We start from the raw sequence: 18,224 nt of genomic DNA on the forward strand, positions 1-18,224 counted from the left end.
TCAACGGGCAGTGCCGGTGGTGCCGCCCTCGCAGGTGCAGGCGGTGCTGGGGATGGCGCCGCCGGGGATCGGGCAGCTGCCAACCATCGTGACGCAGCGCTGCGCCATGCCGGAGGATGGCAGCGGCAGCAGCGGCGTGCCGGGCACCTTGCGGCCCAGGCTCTCCGCCCGGCGCGGCCGAGGCACCTCCAGCCGCGGGGGCGGCGCCAGCTGCGGCGGGGTCAGCTGCCCCGGCGGCGTGATCTGCAGCGGGGCCGGGGGCTGGCCGCCGACGAGCGGCGGCGAGCCGATGCCGCCGGCGCAGGGGCTGCCGATCTGGCCCGGATCGACGATGCATTGCGCCGTGGCGGGCGCCGGAATGGCGGAGGCGGCCGCCACGGCGAGGCCGGTGGCGAGCGCGAGGCGGATCAACTGGCTCATGGGGATGACATGTGCGGGGGGCGGGCTTCTTCAATGGTCCAAGGCCGCGATGTTTCGCTGCGCTTCCGTCCCGTTTCGTCTTATCTTTGGGGCCGAATCAGAAGTCGGGCGCGGTGCCGGGCCATTTCCGGCCGGCCGATCGCGCAACCGAGCTTCAAAAGACTGTCACAGAGCCCATCGATGACCGCAGCCGGCCGGCGCTGTCCAGGCGGCTGGCTGCGTCCTATCAGCCCCAGCCACCGAGAGGCAGCCATGGCTTTCACGTTGAAGATCAACGGCACACCGCATGAGGTCGATGTCGACGGCGACACCCCGCTGCTGTGGGTGCTGCGCGATGTGCTCGGCATGACCGGAACCAAGTTCGGCTGCGGCCAGGCGCTGTGCGGCGCCTGCACCGTGCATGTCGACGGCGCGGCGACGCGGTCCTGCATCACCACGGTCGACAGTATCGGCGACAGCGCGGTCACCACGATCGAGGCGATCGGCCAGACACCGCAGGGTGCCGCGCTGCAGAAGGCGTGGCTGGAGCTGGAGGTGGTGCAGTGCGGCTACTGCCAGTCCGGCCAGATCATGTCGGCGGCGGCGCTGCTGAAGGACACGCCGAAGCCGAGCGACGACGATATCGACGCGGCGATGTCGGGCAATGTCTGCCGATGCGGCACCTATCAGCGGATCCGCGCCGCGATCCACAAGGCCGCGGCGTAAGGGGAGGACGGATCATGCCTGATGGTTCGCACACCCTCGATCGCCGCGGATTCCTCAAGGTCGGCGCTGCCGTGGGCGGCGGGCTGGCCCTCACCGTCGCATTGCCGTCCTCGCTGCGGCCCGCCCTGGCGGCGGCCGAGGCTTCGGGCTTCGCGCCCAATGCCTTCATCCGCATCGATCGCCAGGGGCTGGTGACGCTGGTGATCCCGTCGGCCGAAATGGGGCAGGGCATCTACACCGCCGAGGCCATGCTGCTGGCGGAGGAGCTGGAGGTCGGCCTCGACCAGGTCCGGCTCGAGCATTCCCCGGCCAGCGACGCGCTCTACGCCAACCCGCTGATCGGCGCCCAGCTGACCGGCGGCTCGACCTCGATCCGCGGCTTCTGGACGCCGCTGCGCCAAGCAGGCGCCGTGGCGCGCACGCTGCTGGTCGCGGCCGCCGCGAAGCAGTGGGGCGTCGACCCGTCGACCCTCAAGGCGCAGCATGGCGCGGTCACCGACGGCAAGCGGTCGCTCGGCTATGGCGAGCTGGCGGACGCGGCGGCGACGCTGCCGGCGCCGGACCCGAAGACCGTGACGCTGAAGGACCCGCAAGACTTCACCATCATCGGCAAGCCGGCGAAGCGGCTGGACACGCCCGGCAAGGTCAACGGCACCGCCGAGTTCGGCATCGACACCAAGCTGCCCGGGATGAAGATTGCCGCGATCGCCATCTCTCCCGTCCTCGGCGGCAAGCCGAAATCGGTGGACGAGGCCGCGGCCATGGCGGTCAAGGGCGTCCGCCAGGTGGTGAAGACCGACGAGTCCGTGGCCGTGGTCGCGGACCATATGGGCGCCGCCAAGAAGGGGCTCGAGGCCGCGGCGATCCAGTGGGATGACGGCCCGAATGCCGGAGTGAACAGCGCCGATCTGATCCGCCAGCTGGAGGAGGAGTCGAAGAAGCCGGGGGCTGTGGCCCGCAACGAGGGCGACGCCGAGAAGGCCCTGGCTGGCGCGGCGCAGAAGCTGGAGGCGGTCTACCAGGTGCCGTTCCTGGCCCATGCGGCGATGGAGCCGATGAACTGCACGGTGCATGTGCAGAAGGACAGCTGCGAGATCTGGGTCGGCACCCAGGTCCCGACCATGGCCCAGGCCGTGGCGGCGCAGGTGGCCGGCCTGCCGAAGGAGAAGGTGCAGGTCCACAACCACCTGATCGGCGGCGGCTTCGGCCGGCGGCTGGAGGTCGACGGCATCGCCCGCGCGGTCGCGGTGGCGAAGCAGGTCGACGGTCCGGTGAAGGTGGTCTACAGCCGCGAGGAGGACATCCAGCACGACATGTACCGGCCGTACTACTACGACCGGTTCGCAGCCGGGCTTGATGCGCGGGGCAAGCCGGTAGCCTGGACCCATCGCATCGCCGGCTCCTCGATCATGGCGCGCTACTTCCCGGCCGGCTTCAAGGACGGCGTCGATGCCGACGCGGTCGAGGCCGCAGCCGAGCCGCCCTACGCCTTCCCGGCGATCCGGGTCGAATATGTCCGGGTCGAGCCACAGGGCGTGCCGACCTCCTGGTGGCGCGGCGTCGGCCCGACCCACAACGTCTTCGTGGTCGAGAGCTTCGTCGACGAACTGGCGGCCGCGGCCAAGCAGGACCCGGTCGAGTACCGCAAATCCCTGCTGGGCCACAATCCGCGCGCCCTCGGCGTGCTGACCCTGGTGGCGGAGAAGGCCGGCTGGGGCACGCCGATGCCGAAGGGCCATGGCCGCGGCGTCATGGTGCAGTTCGCCTTCGGCAGCTATGTCGCGATGGTGGCGGAGGTCGAGGTGGCAGGCGACGGGTCGATCAAGGTCCACCGCTTGGTCTGCGCGGTCGATTGCGGCCTGGCGGTGAACCCCGACACGATCGAGGCGCAGACCCAGGGCGGGGCGCTGTTCGGCCTGACCGCGGCGCTGCACGGCAACATCACCTTCGTCAACGGCCGGGTCGAGCAGGCGAATTTCGACACCTACCTGCCGATGCGCATCGACGAGGTGCCGGTGATCGAGACCCATTTGGTCAAGAGCGCCGAGGCTCCCGGCGGCATCGGCGAGACCGCGACAGCCGCCGTCGCCCCGGCGGTCGGCAATGCGATCTTCGCCGCCACCGGCAAGCGCCTGCGCAGCCTGCCCTTCGACACGGACGCGCTGAAGACGTCGTCTTGACACCTGTCATCCCGGGCGCGGCGCAGCACGAAGTGGTGCGCCGCAGACCCGGGATCTCTCCAAGACTGAGTCGAGATCCCGTGTCTGCGCAGCGGCACTTCGCGCCGCAGCGCGCACGGGATGACGATCGATGGATGGCCTCTGGGCTTCCGAAGGAAGAGGAAAGAATAATCATGAAGCTGATGCAATGGGCCCTCGCGGCCCTGCTGACCGCCGGTGCCGTGACCCCGGCGTTGGCCGATGGCGATGCCGCGCGGGGTCAGACCCTGTTCTCGCGCTGCAGCGCCTGCCACACGGTGACCGACCAGAACAAGCTCGGCCCGCACCTGTCCGGCGTGTTCGGCCGCGTGGCCGGGACGCTGGCCGGCTACACCTTCTCCAAGGCCATGGTCGCCTACGCCAAGCCCTGGGACGAAACCACGCTGGATGCCTTCCTGGCCGGCCCGGCCAAGGCCGTGCCGGGCACCAAGATGGCGGCGCCGCCGATCGCCAACCCGCAGGACCGCGCCGACATCATCGCCTATCTGAAGACGCTGCCGGCGTCGTAAGCCGGGCCTCCGTCTCCCGAACCGTCATGGCCACGGCCCTTCGGGGCTCGCCATGACGGCGGAGGATGTGCGTTTCAGCTCAAGACAGCCGGCGCCAGCCTCTCCAGCAGAATCCCGCGGTCGCCTCTTGCCGCCTTGCGGAAGCGCTGGGGCGAGACGCCGGCGGCGCGGTGGAAGCTGCGAACGAAGTTCGACAGGTCGCCGAAGCCGACATCGTAGGCGATGTCGGTCACCGGCCGCGCACCCTCCGCCAGCAGGCGGGCGGCGCGGCGCAGCCGGGCGCGGACCAGGTACTGGTGCGGCGTGACGCCGAGGCTGCGGGCGAAGAGGCGCAGGAAGTGGAAGGGGCTCAGGCCGACGGTGCGGGCCGCGCCGTCCAGGTCGACCGGCTGGTCGGCATGGGCGTCGATCCACAGCGCCGCTTCCACCGCCCGGCGGCGGTCGCGCGCCGACGGCTCGGCCCGGTGCGGCGGCCGCCCGGTCACCAAAGCGACGAAGCGGGCGGCGAAGGCAATGCCGACCTCGTCCAGCCCGAGGTCGCCGCGGCCCTCGGCCGTGGCCTGGGCGAGCTCGCCCAGCACCATCAGCCCGGGCAAGGGCGGGACCGCCCCGGCACGCCAGGCGGCGCGGTCGTCGCCGATCGCCTCGACCAGCGCCGGATCCAGCTCGAAGGACAGGCACTCGTCGCCGCCGTGATGGTGCTCATGGGTGCAGGTGAACTCGTCGCCCGGATGGCCGACCAGCACCGACCCCGCCACCAGCTCGTCCGTCCGGCCCAGCTGCCGGCAGCCGAAGCTGCCGCGCCGGACATAGGAGATGGAATGGCCCGCGTGCAGCTCGGCGAAGGGGCGGTCGCCCGGGCCGGCGCTGCACCGGTAATCGAACACCGCCATCGACGGGCGCTGCAGGATCCTCTCGGCGGGCATGGGCCGACTCTGCGCGGCACGGCCGCGCCGGGCAACGGGTTTCCGCCGTCAGTCGAACAGCGAGGCCTGGGCGGCGGCCGCGGCGCCTTCGATCCGCAGCATGCGCAGCTTGGTGTCGACCCCGCCGGGGGCGGAGAAGCCGCCGGGCTTGCCGCCGGCCGCCAGCACCCGGTGGCAGGGCACCACGATCGGAAACGGGTTGTGCCCCATGGCCTGGCCGACATCGCGGGCCAGCAGCGGGTCGCCCAGCCGCCTGGCGATCTCGCCATAGGTCATGGTCGACCCCGGTGGGATGGCGCGGGCGATGGCGTAGACCCGCTGCTCGAACTCCGGCACGCGGCCGAGGTCGACCGGCACGTCGGACAGGTCGTCGCGCTCGCCGCGCAGCAGGGCGCCGATGCGCTCGATGATCCGGGCGATGTCGGGCGGGGGCGCGCCTTCCATGGCGCCGGGGCAGCGGCGGAGCAGGCGCAGCCGCGTCTTCTCCGCAGTCGACGCCGGCAGCTGCACGCCGGTGATGCCGCGCGGCCCCCAGGCGATGCCGCAGGGGCCGATGGCGGTCTCGAACAGGGTGTAGAGATGCTCGCTCATGAGGTGGATGCTAGCACCGGGCCTTGAGGCGGTCGGCCCGGTTCTTGCGGTCAAATTCAATGACCGACGGTCGCCGGGTTGGGTTCCGTCGGTTCGGCCTTCCCCTCGCGCGGCGCCATGCTGGCGGGCCGCGGGGCGATCGGGATCAGCCAGATGGTGACGAAGGTCAGCACCGCCATCGCCACCACGCCCAGGAAGGTCCAATGCAGCGCCTGGTCGAAGACGCCGCGGACCGACGGGTTGGCGGCCAGCTCGGCCAGGCCCGCCGGCTGGTTCAGCACGTCGTGCACGCTGGCCGCCAGTTCGCCGCTGCCGAAATGGACGATGCCGATGTTCAGGATGGCGCCCAGCGCGGTGGCGCCGATGGTGCTGCCCAGGTTGCGGGCGAAGATGATCGACGCCGTGGCGCTGCCGCGCATCGACCATTCGACACTGTCCTGCACCACGGCGATGGTGGTCAGGCTGATCAGCCCCATGCCGAAGCCCATGATGAAGGCGCCGGCTCCGGCCACAACCGGGTGGGTCTGCGGCGTCAGGAACAGCAGGAAGCTGGCGCCGAGGGGGAACAGCAGGCTGCCCACCCGGAGGGTCCGGCGCACGCCGAAGGCGCGGTACAGCCGCTGCGACAGCATCACCGCCAGCGGCCAGCCGAACACCAGCATGCTCAGGGTGAAGCCGGCGGTGATCGGCGATCGGCCCAGCACGCCCTGGACATAGACCGGCAGGATGGTGGTCAGCCCGATCAGTGCCATGCCGGCCAGCACGGTGGCGACGTTGCTGGTGGCGACCAGCCGGCGGCTCCACAGCTCCAGCGAGATGATCGGCTCCGGCGCCCGCCGCTCCTGCCACAGGAACAGCCAGCCGGCGACCAGGAACAGCAGCCCCAGCCCGCTCAGCACCCAGCCGCTGGCCTCGGTCTCGGTCAGGATCACCAGCAGCGACACGATGGCGACGGAGAACAGCGCCGCGCCGGTGTAGTCGATCCGGACCTTGCGCGGCTCGATCTTCTCCTTCAGGAACAACACGAAGCCGGCGATGGTCAGGATGCCGAAGGGCAGGTTGATCCAGAAGATCCAGGCCCACGACAGGGTGTCGACGATGACGCCGCCGGCCAGCGGCCCGATGACGGCGGAGGTGGCCCAGACGCTGGCCATCAGGCCCTGCGCCCGGCCGCGCTCCTCCAGCTTGTACAGGTCGCCGACCACCGTCATGGTCACCGGCGTGATCGCGCCAGCGCCCAGGCCCTGCATGAGCCGGAACAGGATCAGCGACCCCATCGACCAGGCGAAGCCGCACAGCACCGACCCGATCAGGAACAGGATGGTGCCGCCGACCAGCACCGGCTTGCGGCCGAACACGTCCGACATCTTGCCGTAGATCACGGTGGTGGTGGATTGGGCCAGCAGGAAGGCCGAGAACACCCAGCTGTAATAGGTGAAGCCGCCCAGCTCGCCGACGATGCGGGGCATGGCGGTGGCGACGATCGTCGCCTCGATCGCGACCATGAAGGTCGCCAGCATGATCGAGGCGATGACGAACGGGCGCTTCGACCGGTCGACGGCAGTGGACATGGCGTTCCTCCGGGCCTCGGGCAGGCCGGTGCGGCGAGCGGGGTCTCTGCGGATGACGGATCGCTCATCCTACATTCGACGGAGGGCCTTGGCGTGGGGGTGCAACGCAGCCATGCATCCGCCCGCCCGGCCCTTGTCGCGGCCCCCGGGATTGCCCATGGGCGCCGTCGATCCAGCTTTCTGGACGGACTCAGCACGGGGAGGGGACCATGCTCTACAAGGGAAGCTGCCATTGCGGCCGCGTCGCCTTCGAGGTCGAGGGCGAGCTGACCGCCGCCGTGTCCTGCAACTGCTCGATCTGCGCCCGCAAGGGCGCGCTGCTCTGGGCCGTGCCGCATCTCGGGCTGCGCGTGCGGGCGCAGCCGGTGGATCTCGGCACCTATCTGTTCAACCGCCATGCCATCCAGCATCGCTTCTGCCGGAACTGCGGCATCCATGTCTTCGCCGAGGACGCCGCGCCGGGGACCGATCGGTCGGCCTATATCAACATCCGCTGCCTGGAGGACGTCGACCTCGCGACCGTGCCGGTGCATGAGTTCGACGGCCGGTCGATGTAGCGGCCCGGGGCTGCCGGTTCAGGGCCGTGGGCCGCGGCGAGCCCAGGCGGCGACGAACAGGAAGAACGCGATGATCGCCCCGATCTCGGCCCAGAAGAAGACGAGGATGTCGAGCCGGACGCCCAGCGGCGGGGCGCCAGGTAAGGCGCTGCGCAGCGCCGGCAGCGCAAAGATCACGGCGCCGAGTGCGCCGGCGAACGTGACCTCGATGCGCCGGATGCCGATGAACACAAGCCCGCCGATGACGAGGGCGCAGAGCGCCATCACGGCCATCGCGCCATAGATCGCGATGCCGAAGATCGCGGCTGCCCCGGTGCGGCGGATGGAGAACCGCAGCTGCGGCGCCCCGGCCTCCGGCCCGGCCACCGCCTGCCCCGTCACGATATAGTCCAGCAGGCCCTCCCAGGCCGTGACATGGATCGGCAGCGACTGGCCGGTGCCGTCCCCTTCCGCGGCCGCCAATGTGATCGCGGACACGTACCGGTCCAGCGGATAGTCGCGCACATTCCCTTCGTCGAGGTCGAGGGTGAAGGTGACCTCGGGAAGGGGGGCGCCGGCGTGGATCCGGACATGCTCGGTCTGCGTGCCGCGCCCGACCTCGACCAGGACATTACGGTCCGCGACCGCCACCGCCCCGGCGGCGGCGGGCGTCACGCTGACCCGCATCTCCAGCGAATTGTCGGCGGGATCGATCGCGATGGGCTGCAGATACAGCCCGATGCCGGCCTCGGCGACCGGGACGCCGAATTCGGCCTCCACCGGCGCGGTGGACACCTCGAACCGGGCCAGCAACAGGGCGTAGGCGACAGAGCATGCAGCCAGCAGCACCGCCAGGACGACGATCCGGTGCACCACCGGCGCCTGCCGCGTCGGGTGAGGTGTCCTGCCGGCCGCACCAGCCGGGGATGTATCGGAAACGTCTTCCACGGCCTCTCGCCTCGGTTCACGGGATCATTCCAAAACCCGGGCCGGGGCGGCAAGGGCCGATCGGCTGCGTCCCGGGCCTCAGTCCCGGTCCAGCCCCGGAATTCGCGGTAGGGCAGCAGCCAGGTGGTCGACGAAGGCGCGGACCCGGCGCGGCACGAAGCGGGCGGAGGGGTAGACCGCATGCACCTCCAGCGGCGCATAAGCGTAGCCCCGCATCACCCGCACCAGCGCGCCGCTGTCCAGCAGCGGCTGCACCAGCGGCAGCTGCGCGCCGCCGATGCCGATCCCGGCGCGGATCGCCTCGATCAGCACGAAGGCGTTGTTGGCCAGGAAGCGCGATTGCACCCGCACCTCCAGCGGCCCGTCCGGCCCGATCAGCGGCACCGCATCGCCTGCCGCGGCCCAGCTGAAGCGGACATGCGGGTGGCGGGCCAGTTCCTCCGGCGTCTCGGGGCTGCCATGGGCAGCGACATAGCCGGGCGACGCCACCAGGATCCGGCGCAGCGTCGCCAGCCGGCGCGCCACCAGCCCGGGCGAGGCCAGGGCGCCGAGGCGGATGGCGACGTCGACGCCCTCGCCGATCAGCTCGGCATAACGGTCGTCGGCGATCAGCTCGACCGTCAGCTCCGGATGGCGCTGCTGGAAGCCGATCAGGATCGGCGCCAGATGCGCCTGGCCCAGCCCGGCCGGGGCATGCACCCGCAGGCTGCCGGCCAGCGTGTCCGACGCCTCGGCCAGCCCATCCTCGGCCTCGGCCACCGCCTCCAGGATATGGCGGGCCTGGGCGTGGTAGCGCTCGCCGGCCTCGGTCAGGGCCAGGCGGCGGGTGCTGCGATTCAGCAGCCGCACGCCCAGCCGACGCTCCAGCGCCGCCACCTGCTGGCTGACCGCCGGCTGGGTCAGGCCGAGCGCCCGCGCCGCCGCCGACAGGCTGCCGAGCTCCGCCACCCGCAGGAAGGTGGCCATGGTGGTGAAGCGGTCCATGCGATAACCATCTCAAGATTTTGCTTATGGATGATAGTCGATCCGGCCATCTACTCAATGGTGTTGGAATGAATGATCTCTGGGCCGGGACACAGGCACGGAGAGAGCGATGGACCGGAAGACGGCGCTGGTGGTCGGGGCCCAGGGGGTGATCGGCCGCAACCTGGTGGAGCATCTGGCGACACTGGAGGATTGGGACGTGATCGGCCTGTCGCGCCGCGGCGGCGAGGCTGCAGGCCGGGTCCGGCACGTCGCCGTCGACCTGCTCGACCCCGCCGATGCGCGCGACAGGCTCGGGGGCCTGCGCGAGGTCACCCACATCTTCTACGCCGCCTTCCAGGACCGGCCGAGCTGGGCGGAGCTGGTGGCGCCGAACCTGGCCATGTTGGTGAACGCGGTGGAGGCGGCGGAGGCGCCGGGGCTGCGCCATGTCAGCCTGATGCAGGGCTACAAGGTCTATGGCGGCCATCTCGGCCCGTTCAAGACCCCGGCACGGGAAGACGATCCCGGCCCGATGCCGCCGGAATTCATGATCCACCAGCTGGCCTGGCTGCAGGAGCGCGCCGCCACGCGCGGCTGGTCCTGGTCGGCGATCCGCCCGGCGGTGGTCGGCGGCACCGCGCTGGGCAACCCGATGAACTTGGCCGTCGCCATCGCCGTCTATGCCTCGATGGCGAAGGAACTGGGTCTGCCGCTGCGCTTCCCGGGCAAGCCGGGCGCCTATGACAAGCTGCTGCAGATGACCGATTCCGGCCTGCTGGCCCGGGCCACGGTCTGGGCCGCGACCGACCCGCGCGCCGCCGGCCAGGCCTTCAACATCGCCAATGGCGACCTGTTCCGCTGGACCGATTTGTGGCCGCGCCTGGCCCGGTTCTTCGAGCTGGAGACGGCCCCGCCGCTGCCGATGCCGCTGGACACCATGATGGCGGACAAGGAGCCGCTGTGGCGCGCGATGATCGACCGGCACGGCTTGGCGCCAACGCCATATCGCGACGTGTCGTCCTGGCGCTTCGCCGATTTCATCTTCGGCCTCAACTACGACATGTTCGGCGACACCACCAAGGCGCGCCTGTTCGGCTTCCACGATACGGTCGACACCGAGGCCATGTTCCTTGCCATCTTCCGAGATCTGCGCGAACGCCGGATCATTCCGTGGCCGAATCGGCACAACAAAGCCGCAATTGAGATGTAGAAGAGAAAGGCTTCCAGAATTCCGGGAGCTTTGAAGTCGAATGTACATAATTTGATATGATCTTTGTTTCATAGTCGGCAGGAGCATCATCGCTCTCCGACTGCGCCGATCGACTGATCGTCATAAGAAGACGTGCGGCGGCGGGTGATGCATCGCCGCGACAACTCCTGGGCAATGCGAGTCCGATTGCGGGCCGGACAGTCCCGCCGCTGGTGGGGGACGGTACCGGTCCTGCGCGCAGCCGGACGCACCTGCAATCCCCAATCGCGGAGGCTGGCCCTCCGCACCCAGGAGGCCTTCATGGCAAAGAGACCCGAACCTTCAAAGGAGCACGGCGTCACCGTGCGCGTGGCCCTGCCGGATGACGAGCGCGCCCGCAAGGCGTCGCTCGCCGTCTACGCTTTCTCCCAGGGCGGCAAGCTGATGGATGCGAAGCCGCTGGACGCGAAGGGCGAGGTCGCCCTGCGCGTGCCGATCGGCGCCGAGGGCACCAACCTCCGGCTGCTGGTCGGCCCGCGGCTCGACGACCAGGACCGCTCGGTCGGGGAGCTGATGCGCCGCGGCGCGGTCGAGCGCCATCTGCGGGTCGACCGCGGCGCCGAGCGCCTCACGATCGACATCCCGGTCGGCCTCGACATCATCCTGTGCTGGCTGCGCGGCCTGTGCGTGGTCCGCGGCACGGTGCTGAAGCGCACCACGCTGGGCGGGCAGAGCATCGATCTGCCGGTCTGCAATGCCACGGTCGAGGTGTATGAGGTCGACCGCTTCCCGATCATCCTGCCGAAGCTGCCGAAATGGGTGATCGACCGGCTGCGCGACATCATCCTGCACCCGGTGCCGCTGCCCGACCCGATCCCGGACCCGCTGCCGGGGCCGTTCCCCGGGCCGTTCCCGCCCCCTGGCCCGGGCCCGGACCCGGCGCCGTTCCAGGGTGCCGCCGTGCTGCGCCGGCTGAACCCGGAGGTCGCGCCGCAGATGATGCACAGCCATGCCGAGGCGGCCACTGCCCTGGCCGGGCTGGACCAGGCCGGCGCCCTGCGCTTCGCGGCGCGGACGGGCAGCGACCTCGACTTCCAGCGCGCCCTGCTGGATCACGAGCTGCTGCTGCGGCCGATCTTCTGCATCCTGTTCCCCGGCTTCTTCACCATGCAGCGCGTGGCCACGGCGCACACCGACGATTGTGGCCATTTCCGCACGCTGTTCTTCCAGGGCTGCCGCAACCACGACACGCCGGACCTGTACTTCAAGGTCATGCAGCGCTTCCTGTGGTGGGACATCGTCATCTACGCCCCGACGCCGGTGCCCTGCTACACGTGGTGGAACTACGCCTGCGGCAGCGAGGTGACGCTGATCACCCACCATCCGCTGGCGCGCACCTGCCCGCCCTGCGAGCCGGTGGTGGCTGGCGACAACTGGGTGCTGTTCACCGCGATCGGCCAGACCTCGATGAACGCCATCTTCGGCGATTCCCAGGCGCTGCAGGGTGGCACCACCCCGGCCAATCGCGGCCTGACCGGCGGCGGCGCGCCGTTCGGGGGCGTGCTGCGGCCGCAGCTCCTGTTCGACAACAGCCTGCGCGAGACGCTGGGCGTCAAGTATTACCGCCTGCTCTGGCGGCGCGCGGGCACGGTCCCATGGATCCCGATGCTCGGCGATGTCGGCCGCCACTACACCTATGACGGCGGCGGCGGTCAGCCGGTCAGCGCGCTGTACAAACTGGGTCCGCTGTCGCCGCCGGAGGCGCCGGCGGCCAACCTGTTCGAGATCCCGCCCTCGCTGCCGCCGCAGGGCGTCTGGGGGCCGGTGATCGCGCCGGTCGACTACCAGAACGGGGTGTTCGACACCACGCTGCCGGCGCCGGGCATCAGCTATGACGCCAACGGCAGCGAGGTCGGCGCCGACCAGTCCGGCAAGTTCGAGATCCGGCTGGAGCTGTTCGACACCGCCGGCAATCCGGTCGACATCGCCGCGCTCGGCATCCGCTACTTCGTGCCGGATGTCGACAACCTGGCCGGCACGATCACCACGGTGGACGCGGCGCCGCTGGGGCTGGTCGACGGCAACGCCATGGTCGTCACGGTGCATGTCGACAACAACCCGACCTACGCCGAGATCGACGCCCCGACCATCGGCTCGGCCTCGGCCGACCCGTGCTGCGGCGTGCTCGGCTTCACCCCGGGGGACATGGTGACGCTGCCGTGGCGGGCGAAGCACAAGAACGGCTTCGCCAGCTACAGCTTCACCACCAAGCGGGTCGACGAGGTGGTGTTCGCGACCTCCGGGCCGGTCGGGCCTGTCGGCAACCACAGCACGGTGCAGAGCGCGCAGGGGCTGATGGACGCCAACCTGCCCGCCGGCTGCCTGCCCGGCGGCTGCAACGTCGCCGCCTTCGCCTCGGCCGAATACGTCGCTGCGATGGCGACCGATGGCTGGAGCCGGCTGCAGTATCTCGACAGCGCCGACTTCGAGGCCTTCACCCTGAGCCGGGGCGGCGTGGCGTAGGATCGGAGGAAACAACAAGGGGCTCTCCGCTTCGGCGGAGAGCCCTTCTTCGTGCGGGATCGGCACCGCGGGGGAATGGCGCTGTATCCTGCTGGAAGACCTCTGATCGGCCTCATCGCGCCAGCCTGGCCGCGATGCCGTCGAGCAGCAGGTTGAGGCCGTAATCGAAGGCGGCCTCCGGGTCGGCGTCGTGCACCACCGCCATGCCCTCGGCGAACAGCGGATAGGCGGCGAGGTCCGCGGCGGCCATGCGCTCGCCCTCGCGGTCGTCCGCGTCGGCGGCATCGGCCTGCTCCTCCAGCACCCAGCCCACGACATAGCGGCCGATCGCGATCTGGGCGCGCAGCGCGTCGGCCGGGCTGAGGCCGGCTGTGCACAGCAGGGCGGTCTCGGATTCGACCGCGGCGAACTCCGCCGGCTCCGGCCGGGTGCCGGCATGCAGCCGGGCGCCGTCGCGCCGCGCCAGCAGCGCCCGGCGGAACCGGCGCGCATCCTCCGCCAGCCACGTCCGCCAGTCGGCGCCGGGCTCGACCGTCCGCCGCATCCCGCCCTCATCCATCATCGCCGCGGCCATGGCGTCCAGCAGGGCGCGCTTGTTCTTGAAGTGCCAGTACAGGGCCGGCGACTGCACGCCGAGGCGCTCGGCCAGGCGCCGGGTGCTCAAGCCCTCGATGCCGACCTCGTCCAGCAGTTCCAGCGCCGTCCGGATCACAACGTCGCGCTGCAGCTTCATCGCCCGGTCCCCGGAGAGTCCGCTCCCTCCGCGTCATTGCGAGGAGCGGAGCGACGAAGCAATCCGGGGGCCGGCACGAGCTGCCCTGGATTGCTTCGCTGCGCTCGCAATGATGGTTCGGGTCGGGTCATGCGGTGTCCGTCCTGGTCGATTGGCCTGCGATCGAGCCTCTTGACAGCCTAGTCACAATCATCTCCTTATCGATGATAAATTTATCATCGATAAGGAGCCTTGATCATGGTCTCCATCGCCCCGGGCACGGCAAGGCTGGAGAGGATCCCGGCCGCGCTGTGGCGCCAGGCCGCGGTCCTGGTCGTCGGCGGCTTCCTGTCGCGGCTCACCACCTCGATCGTGAACATCGGGCTGGCGCCGATGGGCGAGGGCTTCGGCGTGACGCTGGACACCATGCAATGGGTGGCTACGGGCTACCTTCTGGCCCTGGCCGCCGCGATCCCGATCAGCGCCTGGGCGGCGCGGCGGGTGGGGCCGACGCGGCTGTGGTTCGCCAGCTTGATGTTGTTCATCCTGATCTCGGTCGCTTGCGCCCTGTCGGCCACGGCCGGGCAGCTGATCGCGGCGCGGGTGCTGCTGGGCCTGTGCGGCGGCCTGCTGGTGCCGGTCGGGCAGATGCTGCTCGGCATGGCCGCCGGGCCGGGCCGGATGGGCCGGCTGATGGGCACGATGGGCATCGTCGTGGTGTTGGCCCCGGCGATCGGGTCCACCGTCGGCAGCGCGCTGCTGGCCTGGCAGGGCTGGCCCTGGCTGTTCTGGATCAACGTGCCGCTCGGCCTCGCCGCCCTGCTGGCCGGCTGGCGCTGGCTGCCGCGCACCGAGCCCGGCGCGGCGGGCGCCGCCGGCCGCCTCGACCTGCCCGGGCTGGTGCTGCTGACCCTCGGCCTGCCGTTGATGACCTGGGGCGTCGCCGCCATCGCCCAGGCCGGCGGCTTCGGCGCGGCGGCAGCGGATGGCGCGCTGCTGCTCGGCCTCGCCTTGATCGCCGGCTTCGTGCTGCGGGCGCGGCGGATGGAGGCGCCGCTGATCCGCATCCGCCTGCTGCGCCACCGCATCTTCGGCCCGGCCGGGCTGATCCTGTTCTGTGGCGGCTTCACCGTGTACGGGGCGCAGATCGCCCTCCCGCTCTACTACCTGCTGGTGCGGCACGAGACGGTGTTCATGACCGGCCTCTTGATCCTGCCGCAGGATCTCGGCATCGCGCTGGCCATGCCATTCAGCGGCCGGCTGGCCGACCGCTTCGGCGGCGGCCGGCTGGTGGTGGCCGGCATCGTCCTGACCGTGCTCGGCACCGTGCCGCTGGCCTTCCTGGAGGTCCATACCAGCTATCTCTGGCTCTCGGCCGTGCTGGCGGTGCGCGGCTTCGGCATGGTGCTGTCGGGCATGCCGGCGATGACCGTGGCCCTGGCCTCGCTGCCGAAGGAGCGGGTGCCGGACGGGGTGCCGCTGCTCAACATCCTCGACCGCACCGGCGCCTCGATCGGCGCGGCGCTGGCGGTGGCGCTGTTCGGCCTGTTCCTGCCGCCGGGGCCGGCCTATCCGATGGGGGCGCTGGCCGCCTTCGACATCACCCACGCATTCCTGGCGCTGGTCGCGGCATTGCCGCTGCTGCCGGCGTTGATCCTGCTACGGGCGGAAAAGCGAGGTTAGCGGGCCCGGCCGCGGCGCTGCTGCGGCCGGCGGCGGTCTGGACGCGGGCCGGTGGGCCGCGCCGGCTGGGTGGCGCGGTAGCGGTCGAGCATCCGGGCGAAGCTGGCGAGGAGCGCGGTCTCGATCTCGGGCCGCCCCTCCAGCCGGCTCAGCAGGAAGGCCGAGGATTCCAGCGTCGACAGCGCCTCGCGCCGGGGTTCGCGCCGCAGCTTGCCGTACAATGACGGGCGCTGCGGCTTCAGCGCGATGCGGCGGCCCTTCAGCATCCAGGCATTGCGCCACCACAGCGTCTTGGCCTGGCTCCAGGTGCCGTCCAGCACCACCACGCCCTCGATCTCCTCCAGCGCCTCGTCCTGCTTCGGCAGCGGCGCGCCCTTCCGGTCCAGCACCACCAGCTCGCGTCCGGGCGGGAAATCCTCCGGCCGCATCGAGCCGAGATACAGCACGGCCCAGCGCTTGGGGTCGGCCGGCCGGCCCAGCGCCGCCGCCAGGCTGGGCCAGGAGAGGCCGATCTTGAACACGGCGTTGGTCAGGTGCAGCGCGGTCAGGCGGGCGGTGCCCAGCTCCTTCGCCTGCTCCTGCGGGTGCTGCAGGATCAGGAGGCCGATGCGGTTCTCGATCGGCACGACATCGTCGCAGACGCACAGCGCCGTGGGCTTGAGGCAGCGCGGGCACTCGGCCTCCGCCGCCGCGCGCTCGGGGGAGAGGTCGTCCGTGTCGAGGGGATCGGTCATGCCGCTGTTGAACCGCAGTCCCGACGTGCTGGCAAGCCTACAGCCATCCCCAGCGCTTGAACCGCCAGTACAGGAAGCCGCACAGGCCGACGATCGCGGCCAGGATCATGTAGTAGCCATAGGCTAGATGCAGCTCCGGCATGTTCTCGAAATTCATGCCGTAGATGCCGGCGATCGCGGTCGGCACCGCCAGGATCGCGGCCCAGGCGGCGAATTTCCGCTGCACCTGGTTCTGGCGTGAGGATTCCAGCAGCAGGCCGGCCTCGAAGGTGTGGGTGACGATCTCGCGCAGCGCGTCGATGTCGTCGCTGACCCGCTTCACATGGTCGGCGACGTCGCGGAAATAGGGATGCATCGCCTCGTCGATGCAGTCCAGCTCGGTGTGCTCCAGTTGCCTGCACACCTCGGCCACCGCCGTGACCGTGCGGCGGATCACCATCAGCTCGCGGCGCAGCGCGTGGATGCGCTCGATGTCGCCGGCGGTCAGCGGCACGTTCAGCACCCGCTGCTCCAGCGCCGTCACCTCGACCTCGATCGCCTCCACCACCGGGGTGTAGTTGTCGACCACGAAGTCGAGGATCGAATACAGCACGAAATCCTCGCCGTGCTTCAGCAGCGCGGGGTTGGCTTCCGCCCGCTCCCGCACCGTCGAGTAGGAGGAGGACGGGCCGTGCCGGACCGAGATGACATAGCCGGGGCCGATGAAGATGTGGGTCTCGCCGAACTCCGTGGCGTCCATCTCGCGATGCGCGGTGCGCAGCACCACGAACAGGCCGTCGCCATATGTTTCCAGCTTCGGCCGCTGATGCGCGTTCAGCGCGTCCTCGATCGCCAGCGGATGCAGCCCGAATTGCTGCGCCAGCTCGCGCAGGTCGGCTTCCTTCGGCTTGCGGATGCCGATCCAGACGAAATGGCCGGGCTTCTGCGACCAGACCCGGCCCTCCGACAGGGCGATATCGGCAACCCGCCGCCCCTCGGCATAGGCAGCCGCCGCAACCACACGATACAAGGCGTTCCTCCGGTCTCCGGCCCCCCGGGCGGCACGATAGCACGGCGTCGGGGCTCCGCCAGCCGGACGCCGCGGGTCATGCTCCCAAAGCCGGAGGCAATTGAGATTCCACCTTCATCGACAATTGTAACAACTTGATGTTACGGTGATTCGCAATTCGGCCGGATGGCCCGAAGACCGTGGCTCAAGACGGTGCAATGCCTGCCGGAACGTGCAGACACTCGATTGCCGCTCTCCTTCTGGTTTCAGCGCTGGGGCTCGGCGGCTGCGGCTCCCTGATGCATGAGGGCACGGCGGATCTGGCCGGCGTCGGCGGCGCGGCGGCGGCCAGCGCCGTCACCAAGAACGCGCTGGTGGCCACCGGCATCGGCCTCGGCGTCCGTTCCGCCGCCAGCGCCGGGCTGCAATATGGCGAGCGCAAGGTGCACCAGGCCGAGCAGGACCGCATCGCAGCGGTCGCCGGCCCGCTGGCGGTCGGCCAGGTGGCGCGCTGGGACATCGCGCATGACGTGCCGATCGAGGCGGACGAGCAGGGCCAGGTCACCGTCAGCCGGCTGATCGGCGCGGCGCCCCTGGCCTGCAAGGAGATCGTGTTCTCGGTCGAGGCGGAGAAGGACAAGGCCTTCTACGTCGCCATCATCTGTCAGAACGGCGAGACCTGGAAATGGGCCTCGGCCGAGCCGGCGACGGAGCGCTGGGGATCGCTGCAGTGACCGGGCGGCGCCGCCGTCTCCCCGGGCTCCCGTGCCTGCTGCCCGTGCTGGTCCTGCCGCTGGCCGGCTGCGCCAACATGGTGGCAGATGTCAGCGGCATCGCCACCGGCGGCACGGTGGGCGCGGTCACCGCCAACCCGATCGTCGGCTACAGCGTCGGCATGGGCACCCGGGCGGCGGTGGCGGCCGGGGTGAAATACGTGATGCGCGACCTGCACCAGGACGAGCAGGACGTGATCGCCGGCGTCGCCGGCCGCATGCGCGAGGGCG

17 protein-coding genes and 1 pseudogene are annotated in these 18,224 nt (G+C 70.5%); 9 read left to right on the plus strand and 9 right to left on the minus strand.

Annotation, left to right across the window (positions count from 1 at the left end):
* Positions 1-420, minus strand: coding sequence for a hypothetical protein (locus ABDW35_RS03660; RefSeq protein ID WP_343712490.1), 420 nt, complete (start codon positions 418-420; stop codon positions 1-3).
* Positions 421-672: 252 nt separating this feature from the next.
* Here ABDW35_RS03660 and ABDW35_RS03665 point away from each other — a divergent pair, with 252 nt between their 5' ends.
* From ABDW35_RS03665 to ABDW35_RS03675, 3 genes are all read left to right on the plus strand, one after another.
* Entirely contained in the window at positions 673-1,125 is a 453-nt protein-coding gene (locus tag ABDW35_RS03665; RefSeq protein ID WP_343712491.1) for a (2Fe-2S)-binding protein, read from the plus strand.
* A gap of 14 nt (positions 1,126-1,139) precedes the next feature.
* Positions 1,140-3,305: a molybdopterin cofactor-binding domain-containing protein gene (locus ABDW35_RS03670; RefSeq protein ID WP_343712492.1), complete on the plus strand. Its 2,166-nt coding sequence runs from the start codon at positions 1,140-1,142 to the stop codon at positions 3,303-3,305.
* A 173-nt stretch (positions 3,306-3,478) separates the two neighbouring features.
* Positions 3,479-3,853, plus strand: a complete 375-nt coding sequence (locus tag ABDW35_RS03675) for a cytochrome c family protein (protein ID WP_343712493.1) — start codon at positions 3,479-3,481, stop codon at positions 3,851-3,853.
* Between the two features lie 74 nt (positions 3,854-3,927).
* Here ABDW35_RS03675 and ABDW35_RS03680 read toward each other — a convergent pair whose 3' ends face one another.
* Genes ABDW35_RS03680 through ABDW35_RS03690 form a run of 3 tightly spaced genes read right to left on the minus strand, consistent with a single transcriptional unit; the run spans position 3,928 to position 6,941 of the window.
* A complete protein-coding gene (locus tag ABDW35_RS03680) occupies positions 3,928-4,779 on the minus strand; it encodes an AraC family transcriptional regulator (protein WP_343712494.1) in 852 nt (283 codons plus the stop codon).
* Between the two features lie 48 nt (positions 4,780-4,827).
* Positions 4,828-5,370, minus strand: coding sequence for a methylated-DNA--[protein]-cysteine S-methyltransferase (locus tag ABDW35_RS03685; protein ID WP_343712495.1), 543 nt, complete (start codon positions 5,368-5,370; stop codon positions 4,828-4,830).
* A 56-nt stretch (positions 5,371-5,426) separates the two neighbouring features.
* Positions 5,427-6,941, minus strand: a complete 1,515-nt coding sequence (locus tag ABDW35_RS03690) for an MDR family MFS transporter (RefSeq protein ID WP_343712496.1) — start codon at positions 6,939-6,941, stop codon at positions 5,427-5,429.
* A 209-nt stretch (positions 6,942-7,150) separates the two neighbouring features.
* Here ABDW35_RS03690 and ABDW35_RS03695 point away from each other — a divergent pair, with 209 nt between their 5' ends.
* Positions 7,151-7,498, plus strand: a complete 348-nt coding sequence (locus ABDW35_RS03695) for a GFA family protein (protein WP_343712497.1) — start codon at positions 7,151-7,153, stop codon at positions 7,496-7,498.
* An 18-nt stretch (positions 7,499-7,516) separates the two neighbouring features.
* Here the strand turns inward: ABDW35_RS03695 and ABDW35_RS03700 are convergent, their stop codons facing one another.
* On the minus strand, positions 7,517-8,353 hold the full coding sequence (locus tag ABDW35_RS03700; RefSeq protein WP_343712498.1) for a DUF4436 family protein: 837 nt from the start codon (positions 8,351-8,353) through the stop codon (positions 7,517-7,519).
* Between the two features lie 150 nt (positions 8,354-8,503).
* On the minus strand, positions 8,504-9,409 hold the full coding sequence (locus ABDW35_RS03705) for a LysR family transcriptional regulator (RefSeq protein ID WP_343712499.1): 906 nt from the start codon (positions 9,407-9,409) through the stop codon (positions 8,504-8,506).
* 109 nt (positions 9,410-9,518) lie between these two features.
* Between ABDW35_RS03705 and ABDW35_RS03710 the strand changes: the two genes are divergently transcribed.
* On the plus strand, positions 9,519-10,601 hold the full coding sequence (locus ABDW35_RS03710; protein WP_343712500.1) for an SDR family oxidoreductase: 1,083 nt from the start codon (positions 9,519-9,521) through the stop codon (positions 10,599-10,601).
* Between the two features lie 300 nt (positions 10,602-10,901).
* Positions 10,902-13,103, plus strand: a complete 2,202-nt coding sequence (locus ABDW35_RS03715) for a hypothetical protein (RefSeq protein ID WP_343712501.1) — start codon at positions 10,902-10,904, stop codon at positions 13,101-13,103.
* A 112-nt stretch (positions 13,104-13,215) separates the two neighbouring features.
* Here the strand turns inward: ABDW35_RS03715 and ABDW35_RS03720 are convergent, their stop codons facing one another.
* Positions 13,216-13,836, minus strand: a complete 621-nt coding sequence (locus ABDW35_RS03720) for a TetR/AcrR family transcriptional regulator C-terminal domain-containing protein (protein WP_343712502.1) — start codon at positions 13,834-13,836, stop codon at positions 13,216-13,218.
* 237 nt (positions 13,837-14,073) lie between these two features.
* Here ABDW35_RS03720 and ABDW35_RS03725 point away from each other — a divergent pair, with 237 nt between their 5' ends.
* Complete coding sequence (locus tag ABDW35_RS03725; protein ID WP_343712503.1) at positions 14,074-15,498, plus strand: DHA2 family efflux MFS transporter permease subunit; 1,425 nt, start codon at positions 14,074-14,076, stop codon at positions 15,496-15,498.
* Here ABDW35_RS03725 and ABDW35_RS03730 read toward each other — a convergent pair.
* Both ABDW35_RS03730 and corA read right to left on the minus strand, forming a co-directional pair.
* Positions 15,495-16,232, minus strand: a complete 738-nt coding sequence (locus tag ABDW35_RS03730) for a tRNA-uridine aminocarboxypropyltransferase (protein ID WP_343712504.1) — start codon at positions 16,230-16,232, stop codon at positions 15,495-15,497. The two genes, ABDW35_RS03725 and ABDW35_RS03730, sit on opposite strands and share 4 nt — an antisense overlap.
* Positions 16,233-16,269: 37 nt before the next feature.
* On the minus strand, positions 16,270-17,232 hold the full coding sequence (gene corA / locus ABDW35_RS03735; RefSeq protein WP_343712506.1) for a magnesium/cobalt transporter CorA: 963 nt from the start codon (positions 17,230-17,232) through the stop codon (positions 16,270-16,272).
* 287 nt (positions 17,233-17,519) lie between these two features.
* Between corA and ABDW35_RS03740 the strand changes: the two genes are divergently transcribed.
* Complete coding sequence (locus ABDW35_RS03740; RefSeq protein WP_343712505.1) at positions 17,520-17,954, plus strand: hypothetical protein; 435 nt, start codon at positions 17,520-17,522, stop codon at positions 17,952-17,954.
* Positions 17,951-18,224: pseudogene (locus ABDW35_RS03745) on the plus strand (hypothetical protein); the annotation flags it as partial. The gene ABDW35_RS03740 and the pseudogene ABDW35_RS03745, both read left to right, overlap by 4 nt.

This window comes from Inquilinus sp. (genome assembly GCF_039594555.1).
Classification (GTDB): Bacteria; Pseudomonadota; Alphaproteobacteria; order DSM-16000; family Inquilinaceae; genus Inquilinus.